17 protein-coding genes and 3 pseudogenes are annotated in these 25,766 nt (G+C 71.6%); 11 read left to right on the top strand and 9 right to left on the bottom strand.

Annotated elements, in window-relative coordinates:
- Nucleotides 1-192 precede the first annotated feature (192 nt).
- Together ACH47Z_RS42675 and ACH47Z_RS42670 are read right to left on the bottom strand one after the other, a co-directional pair.
- Nucleotides 193-522, bottom strand: coding sequence for a hypothetical protein (locus tag ACH47Z_RS42675; protein ID WP_399084532.1), 330 nt, complete (start codon nucleotides 520-522; stop codon nucleotides 193-195).
- Nucleotides 523-620: 98 nt separating this feature from the next.
- Nucleotides 621-1,100, bottom strand: a complete 480-nt coding sequence (locus ACH47Z_RS42670) for a hypothetical protein (RefSeq protein WP_399084529.1) — start codon at nucleotides 1,098-1,100, stop codon at nucleotides 621-623.
- Between the two features lie 527 nt (nucleotides 1,101-1,627).
- Between ACH47Z_RS42670 and ACH47Z_RS42665 the strand changes: the two genes are divergently transcribed.
- From ACH47Z_RS42665 to ACH47Z_RS42635, 7 genes are all read left to right on the top strand, one after another.
- Nucleotides 1,628-3,856: a hypothetical protein gene (locus ACH47Z_RS42665; RefSeq protein WP_399084526.1), complete on the top strand. Its 2,229-nt coding sequence runs from the start codon at nucleotides 1,628-1,630 to the stop codon at nucleotides 3,854-3,856.
- Nucleotides 3,853-4,002 (top strand): hypothetical protein, encoded by a 150-nt coding sequence (locus tag ACH47Z_RS42660; RefSeq protein WP_399084523.1) that lies wholly within the window; start codon nucleotides 3,853-3,855, stop codon nucleotides 4,000-4,002. The genes ACH47Z_RS42665 and ACH47Z_RS42660 overlap by 4 nt, the downstream gene beginning before the upstream one ends.
- On the top strand, nucleotides 3,999-6,935 hold the full coding sequence (locus ACH47Z_RS42655) for a DEAD/DEAH box helicase (RefSeq protein WP_399084520.1): 2,937 nt from the start codon (nucleotides 3,999-4,001) through the stop codon (nucleotides 6,933-6,935). Before ACH47Z_RS42660 ends, ACH47Z_RS42655 begins: the two co-directional genes overlap by 4 nt.
- A complete protein-coding gene (locus tag ACH47Z_RS42650; protein WP_399084517.1) occupies nucleotides 6,932-8,245 on the top strand; it encodes an SWIM zinc finger family protein in 1,314 nt (437 codons plus the stop codon). Before ACH47Z_RS42655 ends, ACH47Z_RS42650 begins: the two co-directional genes overlap by 4 nt.
- A gap of 296 nt (nucleotides 8,246-8,541) precedes the next feature.
- Nucleotides 8,542-9,285: an HAD-IA family hydrolase gene (locus tag ACH47Z_RS42645; RefSeq protein WP_399084514.1), complete on the top strand. Its 744-nt coding sequence runs from the start codon at nucleotides 8,542-8,544 to the stop codon at nucleotides 9,283-9,285.
- Nucleotides 9,282-11,678 carry a glycoside hydrolase family 65 protein gene (locus tag ACH47Z_RS42640; RefSeq protein WP_399084511.1) on the top strand — a complete coding sequence of 799 codons (2,397 nt, stop codon included), beginning with the start codon at nucleotides 9,282-9,284 and terminating at the stop codon, nucleotides 11,676-11,678. Before ACH47Z_RS42645 ends, ACH47Z_RS42640 begins: the two co-directional genes overlap by 4 nt.
- Nucleotides 11,679-12,058: 380 nt before the next feature.
- Nucleotides 12,059-12,898 (top strand): hypothetical protein, encoded by an 840-nt coding sequence (locus tag ACH47Z_RS42635; RefSeq protein ID WP_399084580.1) that lies wholly within the window; start codon nucleotides 12,059-12,061, stop codon nucleotides 12,896-12,898.
- A 23-nt stretch (nucleotides 12,899-12,921) separates the two neighbouring features.
- Here ACH47Z_RS42635 and ACH47Z_RS42630 read toward each other — a convergent pair whose 3' ends face one another.
- The 4 genes from ACH47Z_RS42630 to ACH47Z_RS42615 all read right to left on the bottom strand — a co-directional run bounded on the left by ACH47Z_RS42630 (nucleotide 12,922) and on the right by ACH47Z_RS42615 (nucleotide 18,819).
- On the bottom strand, nucleotides 12,922-13,887 hold the full coding sequence (locus tag ACH47Z_RS42630; protein WP_399084508.1) for a hypothetical protein: 966 nt from the start codon (nucleotides 13,885-13,887) through the stop codon (nucleotides 12,922-12,924).
- A 61-nt stretch (nucleotides 13,888-13,948) separates the two neighbouring features.
- Nucleotides 13,949-14,380, bottom strand: coding sequence for a hypothetical protein (locus ACH47Z_RS42625; protein WP_399084505.1), 432 nt, complete (start codon nucleotides 14,378-14,380; stop codon nucleotides 13,949-13,951).
- A 30-nt stretch (nucleotides 14,381-14,410) separates the two neighbouring features.
- Entirely contained in the window at nucleotides 14,411-18,037 is a 3,627-nt protein-coding gene (locus ACH47Z_RS42620) for a CHAT domain-containing protein (RefSeq protein WP_399084502.1), read from the bottom strand.
- A gap of 59 nt (nucleotides 18,038-18,096) precedes the next feature.
- Complete coding sequence (locus ACH47Z_RS42615; protein WP_399084572.1) at nucleotides 18,097-18,819, bottom strand: phosphotransferase; 723 nt, start codon at nucleotides 18,817-18,819, stop codon at nucleotides 18,097-18,099.
- Between ACH47Z_RS42615 and ACH47Z_RS42610 the strand changes: the two genes are divergently transcribed.
- The 3 genes and pseudogenes from ACH47Z_RS42610 to ACH47Z_RS42600 all read left to right on the top strand — a co-directional run.
- Entirely contained in the window at nucleotides 18,730-19,308 is a 579-nt protein-coding gene (locus ACH47Z_RS42610; protein WP_399084569.1) for a tetratricopeptide repeat protein, read from the top strand. The two genes, ACH47Z_RS42615 and ACH47Z_RS42610, sit on opposite strands and share 90 nt — an antisense overlap.
- Nucleotides 19,309-19,582: 274 nt before the next feature.
- Nucleotides 19,583-20,299 (top strand): helicase-related protein, encoded by a 717-nt coding sequence (locus ACH47Z_RS42605; RefSeq protein ID WP_399084499.1) that lies wholly within the window; start codon nucleotides 19,583-19,585, stop codon nucleotides 20,297-20,299.
- A pseudogene (locus tag ACH47Z_RS42600) lies at nucleotides 20,296-21,206 on the top strand (IS982 family transposase); the annotation flags it as partial. The gene ACH47Z_RS42605 and the pseudogene ACH47Z_RS42600, both read left to right, overlap by 4 nt.
- Nucleotides 21,207-21,230: 24 nt before the next feature.
- On the opposite strand, the gene ACH47Z_RS42595 reads toward ACH47Z_RS42600, so the two are convergent.
- The 3 genes and pseudogenes from ACH47Z_RS42595 to ACH47Z_RS42585 all read right to left on the bottom strand — a co-directional run.
- Nucleotides 21,231-21,626 (bottom strand): VOC family protein, encoded by a 396-nt coding sequence (locus ACH47Z_RS42595; RefSeq protein WP_399084566.1) that lies wholly within the window; start codon nucleotides 21,624-21,626, stop codon nucleotides 21,231-21,233.
- A gap of 730 nt (nucleotides 21,627-22,356) precedes the next feature.
- Nucleotides 22,357-22,551 (bottom strand): annotated as a pseudogene (locus ACH47Z_RS42590) (GNAT family N-acetyltransferase); the annotation flags it as partial.
- Between the two features lie 311 nt (nucleotides 22,552-22,862).
- A pseudogene (locus ACH47Z_RS42585) lies at nucleotides 22,863-23,811 on the bottom strand (glycoside hydrolase family 27 protein); the annotation flags it as partial.
- A 717-nt stretch (nucleotides 23,812-24,528) separates the two neighbouring features.
- Here ACH47Z_RS42585 and ACH47Z_RS42580 point away from each other — a divergent pair.
- On the top strand, nucleotides 24,529-25,766 hold a 1,238-nt coding region (locus ACH47Z_RS42580; protein ID WP_399084496.1), incomplete at its 3' end, for a non-reducing end alpha-L-arabinofuranosidase family hydrolase.

The following is a 25,766-nucleotide window of genomic DNA, read 5'->3' as shown; positions in this document are numbered from 1 at the left end:
GAGCCGACGCCCGCGCCGGAACGCCAACTCCGGAGCAGCGTGAGCAGTTGGAGGACATCGCCCCGGTGTGGTGCCCGGCCTGGCCGGTGGAGTGGCGGCGCGCCTTCCACCATGCGGATCGCCGGCCGCGACCGCGTCACGGCCGAACCCGACGCGGCCGCCCAGATCATGCAGTTTTGCGATCACCTGCCATTAGCCCTGGCGCTGGCGGCGGCGCGGCTGCCGTCCCGACCGGCCTGGAGCCTTCAGGAACTGGCCGACCGGCTGAGGGACGGCCAGCTGGACGCGATCCGTGCCGGCAAACGCGCGATCCGCCCGGTCTTCGACCTCTCCTACCAGGCGCTCCCGGACCGGGCACAGCGGATGTTCCGGTTGCTCAGCCTTCATACGGGCCCGGATTTCAGTGCCGCGGCGGCCGCCGCGCTGTCGGGAAGCACCATCGGCGAGGCCACCGAGGTACTGGAACTGCTCCTGGACGAGCACCTGCTGCAGCAAAGGCGTGGCGGGCGCTTCGAACTCCATGACCTGCTCCGCGCCTACGCCCTCGACCTCGTTGCACAAGACGGCGGGGCGGCCCGCGAAACGGCCCTCGCCAGGATTTTCCGCTGCTCAACTCCCCCTCACCTGCCCGCCACCTCCTCCCGCACCCGCTCCGTCACCCCGGCCGCGAACCCCTTCGCCGCCGACGCGTCGGACAGGTGGGCCGGAGTCGCCGCTCTTTTCCCCTTCGCCGGGTGTTCCGCGAACAGGGCCACGGTGACGCAGAGCCGGCGGTCCGACTCGGTGTGCCAGAGGGTGCGGGTGGTGGTGGCGTCGGAGCCCGCGGTGCCGGTGTAGCTGGTCACGCCCGTCGCGGCCGGGTGGGCAGTGGCCACGGGCAGGAGGGCGCGGGGCTCGGGGTGGGCCGGGTAGAGGGTGCGGCCGCCGCGAGTGATCTTCGCAACCGTGTACGGCTTGGCGTGTGTCCCCTGCGCCGACGCCGTCGCGTACGCCGAGGCCAGCTGAAGCGGGGTCGGGGTCGCCTTTTTGACGAGGGAGGCGGCCGCGACCGCGCCGGGCTTGGTGGCCCGTAGCGGAGGGAGGGCACTGCCCGCCTCCACCGCTCCGGCGACGGCGTCGTTGAAGGGTTGCCTGGCGTAGTCCGCGCCGCCGTATCGGACGCGGATCGCGCCGTCGCCGGGGACCAGGAGAGGGAGACTGGGCGAACCTGGCTCTGGTGCTGGTCATCGTGCCCCCTGCGGTGTGTTTCGATGTGCGGCGTACGGAACCTGTACGCACGACAGGGACCACCGGGTCAATGGGCTGCGTTTTCTGGGAACATGGCGGAACGCCTGGACGGTCTGTCACCGTGACGTCGCGGACCCCGCCCGCTGGATCACCTGGCGTGTCGTCCCGTCGACGCCGACTGCCGCGCGCCCGTCTTGCCGCGCAGCGGGATGGCCCGCGGCACAGCAGGCCCTGGCACAAGATGAGGCCCGAGCGCAAGTCAGCCGAGCGGTTTCGGCCGGGCGGCCGCTTCGGCGGCTCGCGGCTGCGAAAATGGCCGGGTCAGCCATTCGGCGTACGGTGGCAGGGCCTCGGCGCGCCGCTACGCGTACGCCTTCGAGGAGGGGGAAGCCCTCGGCTCATGACCGGCCAGCGCAATCCCGGCAAGCACACGTCCTCCGTCCACGAGCTCAAGGTCCAGCTGGAGGGGACGGAACCGCGGGTGTGGCGACGCGTTGTGGTGCCCTCGGACCTTTCGCGGGGCTCGCTGCATGACGTGATCCAAGTGGCGTTCGGCTGGCGGAACACGCACCTGCACGTCTTCGAGGACCACTCGGGTGGGCGATATGGCCCACGGGACGGCCTCGGCGGCCCTGCCCTCGAAGAGGAGAACACCGTCATCGTGCACGTCCTGCCGCGCACCGGCGACCGCGTGGACTACACCTACGGCTTCGGCGACGACTGGTTGCACCGGATCACGGTGGACGAGGTAGGCCCCGCCGGGAAGAACGAGGGGGATTTCACGCTGTGCACGGGCGGGCGGCGCGCCATGCCGGCCGCCGAGGACCTCGGCGGCGTATGCGGCCTGGCCGAATTGCTGCAGCGGTACGCGGACGGGGAGCGCCCGCGTCCCACAGTCGTCCGGCACGGCGGTGCCCAATGGGCGGAGTACGACGGGCTGCGCAAGGAGATGCCGGCCCGTCTGTACGAGGAGGGCTTCGACCCCGTCGTCTTCGGTCCCGGAGAGGTGACTCGGGCACTCGCTGAGGTCCGGCTGCAGCGGGCTGGGCGCGGCGAACGGAGCGGGCGGCCGGCGTCGGCGGAGACGTATCTCTGCGCATGCGGGGACCTGCATCTGCTACCCGGTGATGTCAGCGACAGGCCGACCGAAGAGCAGTCGCTGCCCGGCCTCTTCGGCATTGCGGACGTGCGGCTGCCGGCTGTGCGGCTGCCCGGTGAGTCGGAACTGGCCGGCGCGGTGCGCGAGGTTCCCGTCTTCATGGCAGCGATGCGGCTGGCCCGCTGGTGCGGCGGCGGCCGGGAACTGACCCCGAACGGGCTGCTGCGGCCGAAGCTCGCCCCGCAGGCCGTGGAGGAGGCCGAGCTGTGGCGCATCGCCCCCGCGGAATGGGGTGACCCGAGGCACCGGGCCGCGCGGTTGGCCAGGATCCGCAGCGCGGGCGGCATGGAGCTGCTGGACCTGCCCTGGGGACGAGCCCTCAAATGCGGCTTCGTCAAGGTGGAAGGCGGCCGCGCATACGCCGGCGAAGGCCTCCCGGACGAGGACGCGGAGCTGCTGGCCGCGTGGCAGGAGGCAATGACAGGCACGACGACCGAGATCTCTCTCACCTCTCCCCTGCTGGAGCACCCACTGGGCGGCCTGACACCGCTACGAGGGCTCATGGACGAGGCGCCAGCGTTGGTGTTCCTGATGCTGATCGCGGCGTACAGACTGCCGGACGGGGAGTGGCTGGACGTAGCCGACTACCTGACCGACGGCTTGGAAGGGCTGCCCGAGGGGCCGGCCCGGCAACTGGTGGCGGCGCTCCTCGCCGAGCAGTACGACGACACGGCCGCGACGCTGGAACTGTTCGGTGCCGTCGTGCGCGAAGACGACCGCCCTGTGACAGACGGTGCCCTCGCGCTGCTTCTCAACGGCGGCGGGCGCGACCCGCAGCCGGCCGGCCGCTTCCGTCTCACCCCGCTGGGCCGCTCCGGGCTGCGCAGGCTGCTGGCAGGGGCGGGCACCCCGACGCCGGTGACCGGTTCGCTCGCCAGGGCGGACGCCCGCGAGCTGCCGGCCGCGCTCCCCTCGTATCCGAACGCGGCGAGCGTGACGGCGGAGCTGGCGGGCTGGCTGGCGTGCCGCTCCGCGGCGGACGCGGCGGTACAGGTGGTGGACGCCTGCGGCGGGACGGAGCCGGCTGACGCGCTGCGTCGCCTTGAGCCCCCGCGGGTGCTGGCGGCCGTGCTGAAGGCGCACGAGGCCGGGCGGGCGAAGCCGGTGCTGCGCAAGGCGGCCGTCTCGCGGGTCACGGGTTGCGCGCACGCGGCGGCCTCGATGCTGCGCCGGGTCGGTGAACCCGCCGAGGGACAGGCGGCGTGGGGCCTGGAGTGGATGCTGGTGGACGGCGTGCTGCCCTTCGCACGCCGTGGTGAACAGGCGCTGGGCGAGAGGCTGTTGGCAGGACCGGAGACGAATCCGCGGCCGCTGGACCAGGTGGCCGAGCGAGCCGACGACCTGTGGCGCGCCGGCCACCCGCACACAGGCGAGGTGCTGGTTGCGTTGGCCGACGCCGTCAAGCCCGTCGACAGGGCCCTGGCCAAGCGGCTGCGGAAGGCCTCGTTCAAGGGGGGAAGCTCGACGTGAGCCCGTTCGTCAGGGGGATCGACGCCGGGGGTGGAGCGTCGTCGGATCCCGCTGCGGCACGCGAGCACCTCACCATCGGCGGCAGGAGCGCCGTCTCCACCCCGGCCGAGCAGCACACCTCACGCACCGCGAGGAGCACCACGTGAGCCTTCTCATCACCGAGACCGGCGCCGGAGCCTTGTCCCTCGCCGGCCTCTCCGCCGTCGCCTGGGCACGCGAGCACCTCGCCACCGGCGGATGGGCCGCCGTGTTCGTACCGGCCGAGACGGCACAGCCGGCCCGGCTGGGCCACCTGGTGTTCTACCGGCCTGCCGCCCAGACCCGCCGCGTGCCCGCCCAGGCCGCGGCTCCGGAGGCGGTGGCGCGGGTCCGCCTGCCACTGGTCCTGCCACACGGCAGCGGGGTGCGCACCCGCACGGTCGAGGGATGGGCGCTCTCCCCCGGCGACACCCTCGTCCTTCTGCTCGACCTGCCCGCCCGCGGCGTCCATCCGTCGCTCGCCGCGTGGGCAGCCGTCGCCCGCCGCGCCCTGGAACTGCTCGGCGAGGGGCGTCTGTATCCGGCGCTGACCTCCGGCACCTACACCACCTGGCGCTTCGGGCCGCCCGGCGCGCGTGGCAAACGCGACCTGGACGCGCTGGCCGCCGCACTGCCCCCGTACGCCCACAACCTCCCCGCGCCCATGACGGACGACCGGACGCTACGCATCGCCGAACCAGTCAGCTTGGTACGGGAGTTCTGCGACGCCCTCGCCGACACTCTGCCGCGCACACCGGCCGCCGGCTGGGCCGTGCCCGGCAACCCGTACGCCGACCGCGCGACCGCCCTGCACCCGGCCCTGGCCGAGTGGGCGGTCGAGGCTGCCGCCGAGCAGGCCGCACAGGTGAGCGTGGAGCTGCGGGTGGAGCCCCCGGCCGGGCGGCGCCGCGCCTTCCAGGCCGTGCTGCAGTTGCGCACGGCGGCCGACCCCTGCCTCGTCCTGGACGCCGCCGAGCTGTGGGCCGACCCGCACCGGGCACAGCGCCTGCTCGGCCCGCGGGCCGAGGCCGAGGCGCTGCTCGCGCTGCGCCGCGCCAGCCGCGTCTGGCAGCCGCTGACCCGTCTGCTCGCCGAGGCGGCCCCCAGCGCGCTCCGGCTCGACGACGAGGAGGCCATGGACCTGCTGGGGGACGCCACCGGCGCGCTGCGTTCGGCGGGGGTGCGCGTGCACTGGCCGCGCGAGCTGGTCAAGGCCCTTGAGATGCGAGCGGAGATCGGGGCGGCCACTGCGCCCGGTGCGACCGTGGACACCCTGCTGGGTCGCGACGCTCTGCTTGATTTCTCCTGGCAGGTCGCGCTCGGCGGCGAGAAGCTGACCGCGGCCGAACTCGACCAACTCGCCGAGGCCCGCCGCCCTCTGGTCAAGCTACGCGACCAGTGGGTCGTCGCCGACCCAAAGCTCGTCGCCCGTCTCAAGCGGCGGCGCAGCCGCGAACTCGCCCCGCTGGCCGCACTCCAAGCGGCGCTCACCGGAGACGTGGAATGGGACGGCGAGCACGTCGCGGTCGAAGCGGTCGGCGGTTTCGGTGAACTGGTCGCCCGGCTGCGCGACCCCGAGGCCCGCACCCCCGTGCGATTGCCGCAGGGCTTGACCGCCACCCTGCGCGGCTACCAGCAGCGCGGCCTGGCCTGGCTGGCGGACATGACCCGCCTCACCCTCGGCGGAATCCTCGCCGACGACATGGGCCTGGGCAAGACGGTCACCCTGCTCGCCCTCCACCTGCACCGGCAGGAGCAGCCCGACACCGCGGGCCCCACCCTCGTGGTCTGCCCGGCCTCCTTGCTCGGCAACTGGCAGCGTGAGGCAGCCCGTTTCGCCCCCGCCGTCCCGGTGCGCCGCTACCACGGCGGCGAGCGCACCCTGGACCACCTCGCCGGTGACGAACTCGTCCTGGTCACCTACGGCGTGCTGCGCCGCGACCGGGAGCCGCTCGCTGCCATCACGTGGTCGCTCGTCGCCGCCGACGAGGCCCAGCACGTCAAGAACCCCTACGCCGCCACCGCCCGCGAACTGCGCGCCCTGCCCGCCCGCGCCCGCGTCGCGCTCACCGGCACCCCGGTGGAGAACAACCTCTCCGAGCTATGGGCACTGCTCGACTGGACCACCCCCGGCCTGCTCGGCCCCCTGTCCGCCTTCCGCGACCGTTTCGCGAAGGCCATCGAGCGCGGCGCGCTCGGCGCGGACGGCGACGAGGAGACGGTAGAGGAGGCCCGGCGGGCCGCCGGGCGCCTCACCCGGCTGACCCGCCCGTTCCTACTGCGCCGCCGCAAGTCCGACCCCGGTATCGCCCCCGAACTCCCGGCCAAGACCGAAACCGACCACCCCGTCACCCTGACCCGCGAGCAGGCCGCACTGTACGAGGCGCAGGTCCGCGAGACCATGGCCCTCATCGAGAAGGCGGACGGCATCGCCCGCCGAGGCCTGGTCCTCAAACTCCTCACCGCGCTCAAGCAGATCTGCAACCACCCCGCCCACTACCTGCGCGAGACCGGCCCGCTGCCCGGCCGCTCCGGCAAACTGGACCTCCTCGACGAACTCCTCGACACAGTGGTCGCAGAAGGTGAAAACGCCCTGGTCTTCACCCAGTACACGCAGATGGGCCGACTGCTGGAGAGGCACTTCGCCCACCGCGGCATCCGCGCCCGCTATCTGCACGGCGCCACCCCCGTGCCCCGGCGCGAGGAATTGGTCGACGACTTCCAAAAGGGCGCCATCCCCGTGTTCCTGCTCTCCCTCAAGGCCGCCGGGACCGGCCTCAACCTCACCCGTGCCACCCATGTAATCCACTACGACCGCTGGTGGAACCCGGCAGTCGAGGACCAGGCCACCGACCGCGCCTATCGAATCGGCCAGGACCGCCCCGTCCAGGTCCACCGGCTCACCACCCAGGGAACCGTCGAGGACAAGGTCGCCCGTCTGCTCGGCGCCAAGCGTGCCCTCGCGAACCAGGTCATCGCCTCCGGTGAGGCGGCCCTGACCGAGCTCTCCGATGCCGACCTCGCCGAACTCGTCGCACTGTCCAAGGAGTTCCGGGCATGACCCCCGCACGCAGGACTCCTGCCCACAAGGCCCCCCGTACCGGCCCGCGAGCCTTCGCCGCCACGTGGTGGGGCCAGGCCTGGGTAGACGCCTTGGAAGCCTCCACTCTCGACGCCGGCCGCCTCTCCCGCGGCCGCACCTACGCCCGCAAAGGCATGGTCGGTCCGGTCACCGCCGCCCCCGGCGTGCTGCGCGCCGATGTCGAGGGCAGCAGCCCCTGGCCGTACGACGCCGCGGTGCACCTGCGCATTCTGACCGACGCCCAGTGGGACACCCTCTTCGACGTCATCGCCGCACAGGCCGGCCGTACCGCTGCCCTGCTGGACGGCGAGATGCCCGCAGATCTCGTCGACGACGCCCGCACCGCCGGCGTCCCCTTGCTGCCGGAACCGAGCGAACTCGACCCCGAGTGCTCCTGCCCCGACTGGGGCTACCCCTGCAAGCACGCGGCCGCCCTGTGCTACGCCACCGCCGCCCACCTCGACGACGACCCCTTCTGGCTCTTCGCCCTCCGCGGCCGCACCAAGAATCACGTACTCGCCGCGCTGCGCACCCGCCGCCAGGCCGGCACCGGCACCGCGCCGCGAAACGGCGACACGGCCCACCAAGGCGTGCCCGCCCGCGACGCGTTCGCCTCCTTCAGCGGCGTCTTCACCCCGCCCGCCGCCGAGTCGGCCCAGGGCGCGCCCGATCAGCCCGAGGCGGCACCTTCCCCGCTCACCACCCCGCCCCCGCCCGGCGCCCCTTTCACCCTCGGCGACCTCGAGGCGCTCACCCGCGACACCGCGCAGCGGGCCCGCGGCCTGGCCGCCGGGCACACCGCGTTGCTCACCGCCACCCCGCTCGAGGACGCCGTACGTCTCGCCGCCACCGGAGCCGGCGAGGACTGGTTCCACCGGCTCGTACTCGCCACCGGCCTGCCTCCGTTCTCTTTCGCCCGCCTGGTCCGCGCCCGGCGTCACGGCGGACCCATCGGTGTCGTCGTCGCCCGCGCACCCCTCGTCCCCGACCCCGCCGTCATGGCCGCCGCCCGCACCGCCCTCTGCGACCCCGACACGAACGACGATGTGGACGCCGTCTGCACGGTGCGGCTGCGCCTCTGGCGCAACCGCCTCACTGCCGACGACGAAGGCGTCCAGATCCGCCTCGGCCCCGACAACCGCTGGTACCCCTACATCCGCGAAGGTCACGGCACCGCCGCCGACTGGTGGCCCTGCGCCCCCGCGACGACCGACCCCGTCGCCGCCCTCATCGCGGCCCGCACCGCCATCGCGGGAGCGGGTGCAGCTGGTACAACCGACCCGTTCTGATCGCCGCCCGGCTCGGCCAGGCGCGGCTGGACGTCGAGGTGCGCCGAGGTGGGCCGAGGTGGGCCGAATTCGTGATGCTCCCAACACGCGGTTCGTGGAGGCTGGATCTGCAGGACCTACCGGAGATCGTGGTCGCGCGTCGGCGGTGGGCGGGGGCCGGCTCCCCCGCACGAACTCAAGATCGTCCACATGGCGGCCGGGGGGCTGTCCGCAGGCCTCGACCGAGCGGGTGTCCGGCGGCGCGCCGGGCGGTGACCTACTGTGCCCGTCCGCAGGCGGCTTCTAGCCTCGGCGGCATGCTGGCGCTTCCTGTGCACATCCATGCCTGCCTGTTCGACCTGGACGGGGTGCTCACCCAGACCTCGAAGGTGCACCCGGCGGCCTGGAAGGAGAGGTTCGACGGACATCTACTCGAGCGCGCGACGCGCGGGGGGAAGGCGTACGTGCCGTTCGACGCGGTCGGCGACTACGACGAGTACGTGGACGGCCGGCCCCGCGCGGACGGCGTGCGCACGTTCTTCGGCGCACGCGGGGTGCCCCTGCCCGAGGGATCACCGGAAGACCCGCCGGAGGCGGAGACGGTGAACGGCCTGGGCAACCGGAAGAACGAGCTGGTCCTGCGGCGGATCCGCGAGGAAGGGGTGGAAGACTACGACGGCTCGGTCCGGTACGTGAACGCAGTGCGGGCGGCAGGGCTGCGCTGCGCGGTGGTGTCGTCGAGCGCAAACACCCGGGACGTCCTGCGAGCGGCGGGCATCGAGGACCTGTTCGACGAGCGGACCGACGGAGTGGTCGCGCGCGAGCGCCGGCTGCGGGGCAAGCCCGCCCCGGACACCTACCTGGAGGCGGCCCGAGGACTCGGAACGGATCCGGGGGCGGCCGCGGTGTTCGCGGACGCCCTCGCCGGCGTCGAGGCCGGCCGGGCGGGACGGTTCGGTGTGGTCGTGGGCGTCGACCGGGTGGGCCAGGCGGAGCAACTACGAGCACACGGCGCCGATGTGGTGGTCCGTGACCTGGCCGACCTTCTGGAGGAGCGGTGATCACCCATCCCAGCTTCACGGTCGAGCCGTGGTCTCTCCGCGAGAGCGAGCTGAACCTGGACGTTCTCGCGCAGAGCGAATCCGTCTTCGCCCTCTCCAACGGACACGTCGGGTGGCGTGGCAATCTAGAGGAGGGAGAGCCGCACGGACTGCCCGGCGCCTACCTCAACGGCGTCTACGAACGGCATCCGCTGCCCTACGCCGAAGCCGGCTACGGATATCCCGAGTCCGGCCAGACGATGATCAACATCACCGACGGCAAGATCATCCGGCTGCTGGTCGACGACCACCCGTACGACCTGCGCTACGGTCGGCTGGTCGCGCACGAACGGGTCCTGGACTTCCGCTCCGGCATCCTCAGCCGCACCGCGCGGTGGACATCGCCCGGCGGCCGCACTGTGCGGATCTCCACGCAGCGGCTCGTGTCCTTCACCCAGCGAGCAGTAGCCGCGGTGGTGTACGAGGTGGAGCCGGTCGACGGCCCGGCCACGGTGGCCGTGCAGTCCGAGCTCGTCGCCAACGCGCAGCTGCCGCGCTTCGCGGGTGATCCGCGCGTGGCCGCGGCGATCGAGTCACCGCTGATGGCCGAGGAGCAGTTCGCGCAGGACACCCGGCTGCGGCTGGTGCACCGCACCGACCGCAGTGCGCTGCGGGTGGGGGCAGCTGCCGACCATCTCGTCGAAGGGCCGGAGACCACCCGCTGGACGGCGCAGTGCGAGCCTGACGTCAGCCGTTTGACGGTGACCGCGGACCTGGTGCCCGGGCAACCGCTTCGGCTGGTGAAGTTCGTGGCCTACGGCTGGTCGGGGGAGCGTTCGCTGTCGGCCGTGCACGACCAGGTGGACGGGGCGGTGGCGGCCGCGGTCAGCACCGGCTGGGACGGGCTGGCCGCGGCGCAGCGGGCGTACCTGGATCGCTTCTGGGCGGGTGCCGACGTCGAGGTCGAGGGCAGCGCGCGCATCCAGCAGGCGGTGCGGTTCGCCCTCTTCCATGTGCTCCAGGCGGCGGCCCGTGGTGAGAACCGGGCGATCCCCGCCAAAGGCCTGACCGGAACCGGGTACGACGGACACTGTTTCTGGGACACCGAGTCCTATGTGCTGCCGGTGCTGACGTTCACCGCTCCGGAGGCCGTGGCATCGGCCCTGAGGGCACGTCACCGGATGCTGCCGGCAGCGCGGGAACGGGCGCGTCAGCTGGGGCTCGCGGGAGCGGCGTTCCCCTGGCGCACGATCGACGGCGCCGAGTGTTCCGCCTACTGGCCGGCCGGGACGGCCGCCTTCCACATCAACGCAGCCGTCGCGACGGCTGCCGACCGGTACGTCATGGTCACGGGGGACGAGGACTTCGAACGTGGTGAGGGTCTCGAACTCCTCGTGGACACCGCCCGGCTGTGGCGCTCGCTCGGACACCATGACGCGGCAGGGGTCTTCCACATCGACGGGGTCACGGGTCCCGACGAGTACAGCGCGATCACCCGCGACAACCTGTACACCAACGTGATGGCCCGGCAGAACCTGGTCTCGGCCGCGAACACTGCCGCGCGTCATCCGGAACGCGCCGCGGAACTCGGTGTCGACGACGAGGAGACCGCGGCGTGGCGGGACGCCGCAGCCCGCATGGCGGTGCCGTACAACGAAGCGCTCGGCGTGCACGAGCAGTCGGCCGGTTTCACGAGTCTCCAGCGTTGGGACTTCGAAGCGACCCCGCCCGCGAACTACCCGCTCCTGCTGCACTACCCCTACTTCGACCTGTATCGCAAACAGGTCGTGAAGCAGGCCGACGTGGTACTGGCGATGACGGAGTGCCCGGATACCTTCTCCGACGAGCAGAAGGCACGCAACTTCGCCTATTACGAGGCGCTGACCGTCCGCGACTCCTCCCTGTCGGCGGCCTTCCAGGCGGTACTCGCCGCCGAGACCGGGCATCTGCGCCTGGCCTACGCCTACCTCGGCGAGGCCGCGCTGATGGACCTGGACGATCTGGAGCACAACACCCGCGACGGGCTCCACATCGCCTCCCTCGCCGGCACGTGGATCGCGCTGGTCGCCGGGTTCGGAGGCCTGCGCCGGTACGCCGACGATGACGGGAGACAGGCCCTGCTGGCGTTCGCCCCACGCCTGCCGGAGGCCCTGTCCAGGGTGGCCTTCACGTTGCTGGTACGCGGACGCAGGCTGAAGGTGGACATCGGTCCGTCCCATGTGCGCTACCGCCTGGTGGAGGGCGAACCGCTGGTCGTACTGCATCACGGCGAGCCGACGACCCTGACCGCCGATGTCCCGGTGGACCGCCGGATGCCGCCCTCACCCATGCTCCCCGAGCCGCAACAGCCAGCGGGCCGCCACCCGGTGGGCCTGCCGGTCGAGGAGGAGGAACGGACGGCGACACAGGAGTAACGCTCTCCCGTTTCTTTCAGGCTCGGTGGTCAAGGCTGCTGGAGCCGGGAGCCATGTCATCGGCGAAGCGTCACCTGATTCCTTGACGGTGGGTGCACTCCCGCCACCCAGCGCGTGCGGCAGCGCCTGTATGCCCTGGCCTCCGCCTTCACCGCGACGGCCGCATGGGCGCTGATCGACGCCGAGCTGCTGGACGACGCCGGCACGCCCAGGACCGGATCACCGTCCGCTATCTTCCGGTCCGCGCGCCGCGACGGCGGCCAGTGGTCTGGCCACAGTGACTCTGGCCGCCGTGCCGGCGTGCGCCAAGGGCGATGTGGACATCACGGTGCCTCACACGGCGCACGTCGGAAGGACCATCACGGTCACGGCGCACGGCGATGTCGGTCGGATCGGTCGTCGGCCAGGTCACCGGCGCGCTGGTGAGGGCGCTGCGCGAGCGCCGCCAGACGGTAGGCGCGCTCGCCGGATGCGCGCGGCTCGCCGACCTGCTGGAGGCCGAGCCCGATCTGGACGCCCTCTCCTACTATCCGCACCTGCTCGCGTGGGAGCTCGCCCGCCTCCGCGACCGTAAACGCGTCACGCCCGTCATCCTGCTCGACACCTTCGAGGACGTCGGCGACCGGACCCGCCGCGACCTGGAGCGGCTGATCCAGCGCGTGGTGTGGCTGTGGGTGATCACCGGGCGCGGGCGGCTGCAGTGGGCCTACGAAGGCCTCCAGGGCCAGCTCGACTTCACCGGGCCCGAGGCCTGGCCCGGCCTGGCCGCCGCCGACACCCGCTACACCCGCACCCCGCTGCCCACCACCAGCGGCGGCCGGCAGGTCCTGGTCGGCGACTTCGCCCTCGAGGACTGCGACGACTACCTCGCCCGCCGGCTCTTCCGCGACGGACAGCCCCTCATCACCGACGGCCTGCGCGCCGTGATCACCGCCCGCAGTCACGGCCTGCCGCTCTACCTCGACCTGTCGGTGATGCGCTTTCTGGAGATCTGCCGCACCGGACGCGCCCCCACCCCCGACGACTTCGACCAGGACCTCCCGGCCCTGATCTCCCGGACCCTGACCGGCCTGACCCCGGACGAGCGCCATGTGCTGCGTTCGGTCAGCGACCTGCTGGAACGGCCGGCTGGCGGCATCGGGCCCGCGGTCCGCGACGGCGAGCGGATCGCCGTACGGCTGCGGCCGTTCGAGCTGGTGACGTTGCGGTTGCGGCGCTGACCCGGGACCGGGTGCCGCCCGCGTCAGTCCCCCGGGGGTGACGCGGGCGCCGACGGATCGCCGGACGGATGCTCGTAGCGCAGCGGTAGTCTCCGTGACAGCCCCTGCCGCCACAGCATTCCGAGCGCCTCGTTCGCCTGCTGTTCCTGCTCCCGGTCGGCGGGAAGCGGCAGGTGCAGCGCGCCGAGCAGATCGAAGCGGTGCAGGTCGAAGGCCGCCTCGACGTACTGGCCGTAGCCGACGGCCGCGTGGACGGCGGCGAGGTAGGCAAGCCGGGAGACGAGCACGAGCAGTACGGCGAGCAGCAGCCACCAGCCGGACCGCCACAGCAGCCAGACCGTCGGCGGAACGCACAGCGCGGCGGTGACGCTCAGCCGTGCCGCCGCGTCCATCGCGTCCCGCTGCTCGCTGACCGTCGTGGCGATCCGACCACTCAGCAGCGGCTCCAGACGGGTCCAGAACACCGGTGCGTCCAGGCCGTACCTCCGCCCTGCCCGGGACTCGGCGGCCGTGAGCGCGTTGCCGAGAGCGGTGGGCCGGAAGAGGTGCCGGTCCGCGACCGGGTAGCGCAGCCGTTGCACATGGCCCTCCGCGAAAAGTCGTTCGACGGCTTCGGGGTCGTCGGCCTCCTCGCGCGTCAGGGAGCCGACGGTTTCCCCGCACCGGCTGCTCTGCCGCTTCCGGCACCAGTCGGCCGGCCGTTCCAGGTATCGCGGCCAGTACCCCTCCAGCCAGCGCACCATGGGCAGTTGCAGCGGCATGGTGATCACACCGACCGCGGTGACCAGCAGAAGCAGCAGCAGGCTCGGGCCGACGCCCAGTGCGGCGGCGGTGCGCCAGGCGCGCCCGAACCGCACCGGGCCGGGCGCGCCCGCCCACACCAGCACGAGCAGATAGATGCCGGCGAGGGTGGTGGGCAGCGTCGAGACCAGGAAGAACCTTCCGCTGAACGACGGTCCGGCCGGTCCGGCGAGCGCGGAGAGGTTCACCGGCGGTGCTCCTTCCCCGCCGTTAGGACCGGGCGCCCCGGACGGTGCTCGGACGGCCGCATCACTCCTCCTCGGCCATGGGGCCGTGCCCGTGCGGGCACTGCGGCGGCAAGCCGTCGCCGAACAGCAGGATCTCCGATTCCTGGCAGTGCGTGCAGACGTAGTACTGGGCGCGGGCCCGGGTGGGCAGGCCCGGCATGGGCTGGGCGCCGGGCGCGCCGCTCGTACGGTGTGCGTCGGGGGCGTCCGGCTGCAGCGCGTCCCGGCGGACGACGCCGAGGGGGTCCTCGCCCGCGGTGAGGATCACCGCCGCCAGGTCGGGCTGCTGGACGAAGAGGTCGGTGAGCCGGACCCTCAGGGCCGTGCGGGTGGGCGGGTCGGCCGGGTCGAGGACGAGTGTCGCGACCGCCGGTCCGTCCGCCAGGCCGGCCGAGTCCGCCTGGTGATCCATCAACTCACCGTACTGGAGGCGTAGTTCGTCTATGGTGTGCATGCTCTTCTCAGTCGCTTCGTTCCGGTGGGGTCAGGGTCCGATGTGCAGATGGGCGGCCCATACGTCCGGGCGGGCGGGCTCGCGCCGGCGGGCCTCGCGGACGGCCGCGTCGAGCGCCGCGGCGGGATCGTGGCCGGGTGCGGCGAGCAGCCCCTTGTAGAAGTCCTCGGTGATCTGCGCGGCCTTGCTGTCGCGGACGCTCCACAGGGTGCCGACCGCGTCGCGGTAGCCCGCCAGGTGCAGCGCGGACGCGAGGTGCAGGGACTCGTCGGCGAGCTGGGCGGCGCCCCTGGCGGTCTCGCAGCCGGACAGGTACACCAGTTCCGCCGCGGGCAGGGAGAGCCGGTCGACCGCCGACGGAGTGAGCAGGCCGTTGCCGAGCACCAGCGCACCGGTGGTGCCGTGCCCGGCGTAGTGGAGCCAGGGGTGCTCGGGCAGAGCCTGTACCACCGTGGCCAGGGTCGCGTCCTGTGGCGGGAGATACCGTCCGGCGCGGACGATGTCACGAACGTCCCGGGCCTCGTCGACGGCCCAGCGCAGACTGTCCGGGGAGCCTGCCGTGCCCGGGGCCGCGATCGCCAGCACGCTGGGGCGGTCGGAGGGGGCAGGCCGCAGTCGGGCGTGGCGCAGGGCCCGCAGCGTCGGCGTGTACGACGAGACCACACGGTCGAGCACATTGTCCCCGGGGACCTGCTGCCAGGTGCCCGGCGTACCGCCGAAGCGGCCCGCCGCGTGCAGGGGCAGGAACACGGCCGACCCGGACGGCACCCACCACACCCGGCGCCGTGCGGCCGGTGACTCGGGCGGACCGCTGACACCGAGCGCGTGGAGGACGGGGCTCGCCACCGCGTCCCACAGCTCGCCCAGCACCTCCCGGACGTCGGCCGCGCCGGCGGCCGTGTCGGCTCCGGCCTGCTCCAGGCGGGCGATCCACTCCTGCGCGAGGGAGGGTGAGACGCCGGGCAGCGCGAGGGACTCCGCCCCTTCGGGCGTGACCAGGAGTGCATGGGACCGCACGCCATGCACGGTCACGTGGACCAGTGGGCCACGCTCGGCGAGGGCACGGATCGTCGCCGGGGCGAGCGGCTCCAGGAAGTCCGCGAAGCCTGGCAGCTTCCTGATGCCGCGGACCTCGCTCTCCCATCGGTCGGTCGCCCGGTGCCGCTGCGATCCGCCCTCCAGGCCGGCGGACGGCGGGATCTCCTGGGCGTCGGCGAGTGCTTCCGTGGCCGACTCGAAACGGGCCGCGGCCTCGGGGTGCGCGCGGTACAGGGTGCCGAGTTCGGTCATGGAGCTGAGCGTGGTGGCGGACAGCAGGCCGCGGGCCGCCTCCAGTACGGCCACGGCCCGGTCGGCGGGTTCGTCGGCCAGCAGCGCGGCGGCGCATGCCAGGTCCCCCAGCCCGTTGACGTACCGGGCCAGTAGTTCCTCCCGTTCGCCGCGCGGGAATCGTGGCGAGGCCAGCGTTCCGGCGGCCTTGACGGCGGCGGCCAGCAGCGGTGCGACGGCCGGTACGTCGTCCAGCCGTACGGCCGTCTCGGCGATGAAACGTGTGACGGGCAGCAGGTCGGCGGGCGAGGCGGCCGGGTCTGCGCAGGCCCGCTCGCAGAAGGCCAGCGCCCTTGACCAGGCGTCGGCGTACGAAGCGCCACGTTCGAACTCCGCGACCGCCCGATGAGCCTCCTGGCGGGCCACGGTGAGCCGCATGCGGACGACCTGGTGCCCATGGAGATGGTGCTGTACGAGTGCCTTGTCCCACCTCTGCCGCTGGTCCTGGACACCGTCCGAGGATGAGGTGACGACCCGGCGTCCGCCGTCCTCCCGGCCGAACACGGAGTCGTCCAGCAACAGATCCGGGGAGTCCTCCGCCAGCAGATCGGCCACCATTCCCGCGGCGGTGCCGATCTCACCGCTCTCCATGGCGTCAGCCTGCCGGACGGCGAGCGCGGCCATCTCATGGCTCCCGTCGGCCATGTACCGCTGCCCCGGCACCGCGGCGGCGAACTCGTCCGCCGCCCTGCGCAGGTGCGCGGCCGCCCTGCGCAGCACCTTCGGTCTGTTGTCATAGGTGGCCTGGACCCACTGCGCGGTGAACTGCTGCTGGGCCTGGTGGAGTCGGGCAGCGGCCAGCTGTCGCCGGTTGACCAGGTCGAAGATGTCGCCGGAGCCGGTGAGGACGCCGGGATCCGGCTCCGGCTGCCGGGTCAGCGCTTCCTGCCGGGACGTGTGGTCGCCGCCGGTGAGTTCGGAGCGGGTCAGGAGAACCGTCTGCAGGTCGTTGTGCGCGGAGAGACGGAACAGCTCCCGCTCCGCCGCGTCCTCGGGGGTGTCGTCGGCGGCCGGCTGGCCGAGTTCCCCGGTGACCCGGAGGAAATGGTCCGCGGCCACGTTCAGGCCGCGCAGGTCGCCGCGTGCCGCCGCCCGCCGGAACTCGGCCCAGCCGAGCGCGCAGGCCGCCCTCGCCGCGACGACCGACCCCGCCGGCGCCACCCGGTCCGCGGCAGCGGTCGCGTCGATCAGCTGCCGGAGCACCTCCTGATCGGCCGTCCAGAGGAAGAGCAACTTGAGGTAGTCGCCCAGTTCCAGCCAGCGGGTGGCCTCCTTGCGCGGAGTACCGCCGACCCGCTCCGCGGCCAGCCGTCCGTGTCGCAGCAGCTCCGTCCGCAGGGCCCGGTCGTACGGGTCGCCGCACAGGAGGAGGAACAGCGCCGACGTCTGGAACGACAGGGTGTCGCCCACGCGCGGGTTGTCGTCCGCCAGCAGGGCGAGCACCTCGCGGCCCAGCTCCACGGTCTCCCGGCACGCGGCGGGCGGCAGCAGGGCGTCGGGGCGGGTCATGTCGGCGTCGATCAGCAAGGAGCTCAGCGCCGAGACCCGGTACGCGTGCAGGACGGAGAGGCACCTCGCCCGTTGCGGGTGGTGCGGGTGAGCCGACTCGACAGCCTGCCGTGCGAAGTGCTCCGCCTCCTCGGCGTACAGCGCGCCCCGGGCCAAGGCGAGCAGGGTGGTGGTGTTGGCGGCGAGTTCGAGGGCGTACGGGCGCAGCCAGTGCCGTGCCGGAAGGGCCGCGACGGCCCGCAGCGCGGCCCCGTGCGCCTCGGTCGTCGTCTCGTCGCGCAGGGAGAGGTCGCGGCCGCGAACGTAGGCCGAGATCGCCTCGGCCTCCTCGGGCTTCGCCGCCCAGCCGAGTCCGCCGGCGATGAACTCCTGCGCCGCGGCCAGCGCGCGCTCCCTGTCGTCGGCGGCGTCGGTCAGCCCGGCCAGCCCCTCCGGGGTGAACCGCTCGTGCCGGGCCGACCGCAGCGGCTCGGGCAGCAGCGCCGGATCGGCCTGGTGGACGACGGCCAGCCAGTCGGCGGCGACGCCGAGTTCCGCCCGGTCGCCCGTGTCGGTGCCGAGTAGCCAGGCGAGCAGTCCGAGTTGATGTGCCATCAGGACGTTGCCCCAACGCCCGTTGCTGCACTTGGCCATCAGCGCCGTGCGCGCGGCCTTCGTGCGTTCGTGCCGCAGCACCTCGGAGCGCCGCGCGGCGCCTCCCGCGTGGGCGAAGAGCAGCAGACGGTCGAGCAAGTCCCGCTCGGGCGGCGAGAGTTCCGGCCAGGCGGGCCCGTCGGCGGGCGGCTCGCCCGGCCCTTCCCGTAAGGATGTTCCAGTCACGCGTACATCATGTGCCATGGGCCGGGGACGGACGGCGGTATCGACGGACACGACGCGGTTCACGCTGGCGCACCCAGTTCCGTGAGCCGTTCGAGGACTTGGCGTGTTCCGGGGTGCCCACCCCCGTCCCTGTCCGGTATCCGGGGTGGCCGCTGCGCCGTACCGGAGCGCGCAGGTTCGCCCACCGGATGCGCCGGCTCCTCGACAAGGTCCCGGCGCTCGCAGCCTCGGGGCAGCGGGCGCGGCACCAGGGTGTCCGAGTGCGTGACCCCAGGGGTGGTGGTGATGTCGTGCCGTGCGTCGCTCCCCTTGGCGATACCGAAGTCCACGACCGTCGCCTCGCCGTTGTCCCGGACCATGCTGTTGGACGGCTTGATGTCCCGGTGTGTCAGGCCCGCCTCATGCGCGGCGTCCAGAGCGTCGGCGACACAGGCCGTCGCGTACAGGGCCGTCGGCAGGGGCAGTTGGCCGGCCTTCAGGGCGGCGCTGAGGGACTCGCCGGGGAGCAGTTGCATCACCAGGTACGCGTACGGCCGCCCGTTGTGCATTGCGAAGCCGAAGTCGTGCACGGTGACGCATGCGCGGTGGCGACCGGACACGGACGCCGACCAGGTCCTGGAGCATCTGGATCTGCGGGGCCTGCGCTGACGGCGACCCAGGCGGCCGGTGACCGGGAGGCCGAGGCGCGCGGCCTGAACGGGCTGTGCTCTGCCCGGCGCCAGGGCGGCCGGTTCGAGGAGACGGTCGGGTACGGGCGGCGGGCACGCCCTGCCTGCCGGCAGCTCGGCGATCCGGTGCGCGAATCGATCGCGCTGAACAACCTCGCCATCGCCCTCGACGAGCTGGGTCGGTTCGAGGAGTCGGTGCAAACGTACGAGGAAGCGATCGCGATCAGCCGAGCGGCCGGGGACGGTCTGAACGAGGCCATGGCCCTGATGAACGCTGGCGATACCTATCTCCAGATGGGTCGTCGGGACGGTGCGCTGGGGGTGGCTGAGCGGGCGCAGGTGATTCTTCGGGGATCCGGGCACAGCCCGGCCGAGATGTCGCTGCTCGACACGCTCGGTGATATCCACTCCGAAGAGAGCAGCCGGTTGGAGGAAGCCGACAACGCCTGGGCGCAAGCGCAACTGCTCCACGAGGAACAAGGCGACCATGACGCCGCAGCGGCCGTCGCCGAACTGCGGCGAGCGGCTGAGCTCCCTGCACCTCGCTCGGACTCGGCACCCTGGAGCGCTCGCACGCCGCCGGCCTTCCCGACTGGGACCTGATCGTCGTGGGTGAAGCGCACCGCACATCGCGGCGGACCGGCAAGCCGTGGGCGGTCGTCCACGACAACACCCGCATCCCCGCCATGCGCCGGCTGTACACGACTGCCAGGCCGCGGCTGTAGCAGCTGAACGACGACGCCGAGCCCGGCGGGACCGGTGAGTTGGCGGCGTCAAGGGAAGACGATCCGGACGGCCCGTTCGGGGCCCGCTGCTCCACGCTGACGCTGTCGGGGCGGTCAGCTGGGGGATGTGCGCGCTGTATCAGGTGGTGTGCGTGGATATCACGGACGCCCAGCTCCAGCCAGCTCAGTTGCTGGGCGCGGACGGCCGGTCGGACCCTGTGCGCGGGGCCTGGATCGCGGCTCTGCAGACAGCGCTGGTGAAGGCGTCGACCGAGGAGGACTTCCGTAGCACGCTGGCCTTCCACCACCTGGTCAAGGAGGCCGAGGCGTTCGCGGCAGGCCTGCCCGACGTCGCCGCGCAGTTACACGCGGACGACCCGAAGCTGTACGCGCGCAATATCTGGGCGGACTGGCTGTGCGGTGACCATCCTGCGGTCCACCGGCGGCGTGTGCTGGGCGAGTTCGCCGACGGCGACGCGGACGCGGCCAGGCGATTCCTGGGGTCCGCGAAGGTCCTGGGCGAGGGCGTGGACACCAAGAACCGCGACAGCGTGTACTTCGCCGACGTCCGCGGGTCCATGCCCGACCTCGTCCAAGCCGTCGGCCGCGCCCTGCGCATCCAGCCCGGCGAAGGCAAGGTCGCCTCCCTCATGGTGCCGATCCCGCTCGGGCCCGGGGAGACCGCGGACACCATGCTCACGAGCAAGGCCCACGGCGGCCTGGCCAAGCTCCTGGAAGCCCTGCGGGCTGCACGACACCCGCATCGTGGAAGCGCTAGCCGTACCACAGACGCCAAGCTGCTCCTAGCTGGTCGATTCCAAGGGATCGGCTGCGCGCATGAGATGTGGGAGCCCAAAGTGCGGTTGTGACGCCAGACTTGGACTCCCTCGCCACCGCACTGTATGTGAAATCCTACGACCTGCTGAAGGCATCGCCGCATCTCGCGCCATGGCGACCGGCTGTCGGGACCACCCCCAAACTCACCGACGCCGAGCTGGTCACCCTCGCGGTGATGCAGGCCATGCTCGGGTTCACCTCCGAGGCCAAGTGGCTCCGCCACGCCCGCGCTCATCTGCGGCATCTGTTCCCGTACCTGCCCCAGCAGCCCGGCTACAACAAGCGCCTGCGCAAGGCCATCGAGCTGCTGCGCCGAATCACCCGGCTGCTGGCCATCGACACATCCGTGTGGAGCGACGACGTATGGATCGTGGACTCCACGCCCGTGGAATGCGGCCGCTCCCGCGAGACCGTCAAACGCTCCGAGCTGGCCGGATGGGCCGAGTACGGCTTCTGCGCCAGCCACAGCCGCTTCCTTTGGGGCCTGCGCCTGCACCTGGTGTGCACGCTCCAGGGACTGCCCGTCGCCTTCGCGCTGACCGGAGCGAAAGCCGACGAGCGCGAGACGCTGCTGGACCTGCTCGACGCCGAACCGGAACTCCTCGCCACCCGGCCCGGACAGACCTTGATCGGCGACAAGACTACTTCGGCCGCGACTTCGAGCACCAACTGGCCGAGCACGGCATCCGGCTGCTGCGGCCGACCCGCAAGGGTGAACCGAAGCGGCCCGGAGCCGAGCCGTTCAAACCACTGCGGCAGGTCATCGAGTCGGTCAACGAGACCTTCAAGGGCCAGCTCAACCTCGAACAGCGACACGGCCACACACCCGCCGGCGTCGTCGCCCGCATCATGCAGCGCATCCTCACGCTGACCACCGCCATCTGGCACAACGACCAGAGCGGACAGCCCGTCCTGCGCTCACTGACCGCCTACGACCACTACGTAACCCTTGGGAATAATCATCTAGTTGGACGGTGCCAGGGTGCGCACGACATCGAACTCGTTGCCCTCGGGGTCGGCCATGACCACCCAGCTCCGGACAGGGCCCTGGCCCACGTCCACCTTGGCGGCGCCAAGGCCAAGCAGCCTGGCCACCTCGTCGTCGGTACTGCCGTCGATCGGGCTGACGTCCAGGTGGAGCCGGTTCTTCACGCTCTTGCCCTCGGGCACCCGGATGAAGAGCAGGGTGGGCGGCATCTGGCGGGCCCGGACCTCCTCGACGGTCGGCTCCCAGGAGCCGATCTCGACCTTGCCCTCGCTCCGGTCGATCACCTTGAAGCCCAGAACCGCGCACCAGAAGGCCGCGAGCCGCTCCGGATCGTGGCAGTCGACAACCAACTCGGTGAACCTACTGGTCATTACTCCCCCAGACAGTGCGGACGAGGGCTCAGCCTATGGGAGCGCGCCACCCCTCCGGTCCGGAATCCCTACGACCACCAACCCTTGGAATCGATCATCTAGGACGTCCAGAGCCGCACGGGAAGCCAGGACGAAGAGAGCGCCGAGGGTGAAGGCAACCTCATCGCGGTGCCCGCGGGCACTGCTGAAGTTCAGCACCCCGCGCCACCCGACCGCCCTGGCGGCGCTCATCAACCTGCACGTCCTCAACCCCGAGAAGGGCCGACGTCCGCGCCGGGACGCTGGCCCCGCAGCGGCACGAGCAGTTGGAGGACATCGACCCGTCCTGGTGCCCCGTCCAGCCGGTGCAATGGGCAGCGTGCCTTCCACCTCGTCCGCCGGCACCTGGTCGCCGACGGCACCCTGCCCACCGCACCGGCCGAGGCCGTGCGCCAGGGCGACGACCTCGGGCGTTGGGTACGCCAGCAGCAACTCGGCTTCGACAAACTCACCGCCGTGCAGCAGTGGATGTGCGAGCACGTCCTCGGGATCCAACCGGCGGCCGAGGACGAGAAGCCGAAGCCACGCCGCACACAGGACGACAAGTGGGCGCTGAACTACGCCGCCGCCCACCAGTACCACGAACGAGAAGGACACGCCGAACCCGGTATCCGTCTTCACCACCGTACCTACGACTGCGACCTGCTCGGCCCTACCGCGGGCAGCCCTCCCCGGTCAGCGCCCGCGGCGGGAAGCCGGCTATGACGGTTCCGGTGAGGAGGCCGTCGCGCTCTGCGAGGAGCAGGGCTTCGGGGCCTCGTGTGATGAGGCGGGCCACTCCGTCGTGGTCGTCGCTGATGCTCGTTCCTTCCGCGGCGTCGCGCCAGAACCGCAGCACGGTGTCGATGTCCGCGAGGGCGGCGTGGCGGATGTGGAGATCGCTCATGGGGTGAGCCAAGCAGAGCGCCAGCCTGCCTGGCGAGCGGTTTCCGTGGCTGGGAATCGACGGCGGGTGGACATCCCCGCCCTGAACTCCGCCTACCAACGGGTCGGCGCCGTCCCCCTCGCCGCGACCGGCCCGCCCGTGATGAAGGACGGCTTCGGCCCGCAGCCCGAGGGATTCGTCCACCTCAGCGTCCCGCACGTCCGCAAGCACGGTGAACACACCGTGATGACCACGGGCCGTAAGAGGGACCTTGTCCTTGTCATCGTGCGACTTCCCCTTCATACGCGGCTCCACCTCTGGCCGGCCTGGCCGTTGCGCAGGATCGCGCTCACGTCGGCGGACAGGGTGCGGATGTCGTTGCCGGCCATGAGCGGGGCGCCCAGCAGCGCCCACAGGGCGAAGTGCGAACGGGATGCGGTCAGTGACAGGCCGGGGCGGCCGACGACCAGCATGTCGGGGTCGTTCCAGTTCCCGGGCCGGACCGCGCCGCCGGCGGTGCGGTGACGTCCAGAACGTTGCTGGCACCCATCGGGCAGCTGCTCGTGTTGCCGTTCTGCCAGATGTCCAGCAGGTCCTCGGACGTCCGCCACAGGTCGGCGACCTCGCCCCAGTTGTAGGTGGCGCCGGTGATGGCGTGCAGGCTTTGGGGTTGATGCTGTAGACGATCGGCCGCCCCGTGGCGCGCAGGGTGTCACGCATGAGCGTGAACGGCGCGACCTGCTCGCCACGGGTACCGCTCGACGAACACCAGTCGTACTTGAGGTAGTCGACGCCCCCATGAGGCGAACGTGGCGGCGTCCTGGGCTTCGTGTCCTCTGCCGCCGGTGGACCCCGGGTAGCCGCCCGTGGCCTGGGTGCAGGTGCGCTCCCCCGGCACCTGGCAGATCCCGAACTTCAGCCCCTTGCCGTCGATGTAGTCGCCGAGCGCTTTCATCCCGCTCGGGAACTTGACCGGATCGGCCCGCAGGTTGCCCGCCCCGTCGCGCTGCGGGTCGAACCAGCAGACGTCGACCACGACGTACCGATAGCCGCGTCCCGCATGCCCGTGGACACCATCGCGTCGGCGGCCTGGCACACCTGGGCCTCAGTGACCCCGCACCCGAAGCTGTTCCAGCTGTTCCACCCCAGCGGCGGGGTGAGCGCAGGGCTGCCCGGCGCGGCCGTGGCGGTGGAGTGGGAGGAGGCCGTCGCGGACGCGGTGACCGTCAGCACGGCGGTCGCGAGGAGACGCAGCAGCCGTCCGCCTGATCGTCTGGGCACCCGGGGCTCCTTCTCCGGGGATCACCTGAATAGGTTCCGAAATTTCGTACGCCATTCGGAAAGTCGGGATGCTCACGGATACCAGAGGGGCGCCGGGCCAGGTCAACACGTCCGCGAAATCGGACCGACTCCGGCACCAAAGGGCTGTCCATCCGCATGGTCGGCCGTTCGATCGGCTTGACGTGCAGAGTTTCCTTCACAAGGCCTCGCGAATGTTTCGCTACTCCTTGCGAATCATGCGAGAAGTATTGACGCCGTTCACCGGTTCCCTATCATCCAGGTTGCTCGACAATCCGACTCTTGTTCGACATAACGAACACACAGGTCCGCTCACTCACACAGCAGGGCACCTCCGGGTCACACCCACCGGAACGGCTGAGCCGCAAGGAGCATCCCGCACGATGCATATGTCATGGTCTCGACAATCCTTCCCCCCGTCGTCGCGTGCGGGCGGCCGCCCTGGCCTCGCCGCGACGCGGTTCTCCCGCTGGTTGGCGCCTGCCGCGCCGCAGCCACTCCCTTCCAAGGAGTCGGTCCATGCCGCCGCCGGAAAGTACATGAACCCGTGATCCGGCAGGACTTCGCGGGCATCGACGTCATCCGCGTCGGGAACACGCCCGGTGCCCTCGGACCGCTACGAACCGCACCACAACGACAGGCCGGACAGCCTCCGACGAGGCCAACCCCAACCGCTTACTCAAGGATCACGAGGTCCCCATGCCACGCCGAAGTTTCAGCCGCGGACATCTGTCCGTGGTGCTCGCCGCTGCAGTTGCGGCCCTGGTCACGTTGATGGCGACGCTCGTCGCCGGCCCGGCTCATGCGGCCACCAGCGGCGCCTTGCGCGGTGCTGGTTCCGGCCGGTGTCTCGATGTGCCGAACGCCAGCCAGACCGACGGCACGTACCTGCAGATCTGGGACTGCTCGGGCGGATCCAACCAGCAGTGGACGTCGACGGACAGCAACCAGCTGACCGTGTACGGCAACAAGTGCCTGGATGTTCCGGGCCACGCCACCACGGCCGGCACCCGGGTGCAGATCTGGACCTGTACCGGCGGTGCGAACCAGCAGTGGCGGGTGAACTCCGACGGCACGATCGTCGGAGTGGAGTCCGGGCTGTGCCTGGACGTCACGGGTTCCGGTACAGCCAACGGTACGTCGGTGGAGATCTGGACGTGCAACGGCGGCAGCAACCAGAAGTGGACCGGCCTGTCCACGTCGACCCCGCCGGGCGGTAACTGTGCTCTGCCGTCGACGTACCGCTGGTCGTCGACGGGTGCGTTGGCGCAGCCGGCCAACGGGTGGGCCTCGCTGAAGGACTTCACCGACGTCGTGTACAACGGCAAGCACCTGGTCTACGCGTCGAACGTGTCGGGATCGTCGTACGGCTCGATGGCGTTCGCTCCCTTCACGAACTGGTCGGACATGGCGTCGGCCGGCCAGACCGGGATGAGCCAGTCCACGGTGGCGCCCACGCTGTTCTACTTCGCGCCCAAGAACATCTGGGTGCTGGCGTACCAGTGGGGTGCGTGGCCCTTCATCTACCGCACCTCCAGCGACCCCACCAACCCCAACGGCTGGTCCGCGCCGCAGCCGCTGTTCACCGGCAGCATCCCCAACTCCGCCCCGATCGACCAGACCCTGATCGCTGACGGCCAGAACATGTACCTGTTCTTCGCCGGTGACAACGGCAGCATCTACCGGGCGAGCATGCCGATCGGGAACTTCCCGGGCAACTTCGGCTCGTCGTACACCACGGTCATGAGCGACACGGTGAAGAACCTGTTCGAGGCGCCACAGGTCTACAAGGTCCAGGGCCAGAACCAGTACCTCATGATCGTCGAGGCTCGGGGTGCGAATGAGCAGCGCTACTTCCGCTCGTTCACGGCCTCCAGCCTGAGCGGTTCGTGGACCCCGCAGGCCAGCAGCGAGAGCAACCCCTTCGCGGGCAAGGC

This window comes from Streptomyces sp. NPDC020192, from assembly GCF_044388685.1.
Classification (GTDB): domain Bacteria; phylum Actinomycetota; class Actinomycetes; order Streptomycetales; family Streptomycetaceae; genus Streptomyces.
Note: the sequence above shows the minus strand (reverse complement) of the source record. Positions and strands in the feature narration are given on the sequence as shown.